This window comes from Caulobacter sp. 602-1, assembly GCF_003931565.1.
In the GTDB taxonomy this organism is placed as follows: Bacteria; Pseudomonadota; Alphaproteobacteria; order Caulobacterales; family Caulobacteraceae; genus Caulobacter.
Genome location: NZ_RRYI01000060.1, coordinates 1 through 340 on the forward strand (window position 1 = coordinate 1; position 340 = coordinate 340).

At 54.1% G+C, this 340-nt stretch carries 1 protein-coding gene; it reads right to left on the reverse strand.

Annotated features, from left to right (window positions below):
• Positions 1-340 (reverse strand): hypothetical protein (locus EIK80_RS25235; RefSeq protein ID WP_199743629.1); only part of this gene is annotated, 340 nt, incomplete at both ends.

A 340-nucleotide genomic window follows, 5' to 3' on the forward strand; every position in this document is an offset into this window, starting at 1 on the left:
GATAGAACAGATGCATTGCTGGATACATGGCGGTGAAGAGAATTTCCGGCTTATGCTTGCGCCAATGCTGTGGATGCGCATCGAACGTGTTCTTGAATCGACGCATATAGTTCAGGAACGAACTGAGCGACGTATCCATGCGTCGAGCGCTCATCGCGGCAATCATGCGCGGCGAATATACGGTTTTCAAATCCTTGCCCAGCAGATGCAGCGAAATATCGATATCCTCATGCATCACGTCGACTTTGTCCCGGCACACCTCGTTGGCGATCTGGTGCCAAGCGGAAGCGCGCAAAGCCATATTCGAGCCGAACAGCAGCGGCTGGCCGCCGTCGGCTTT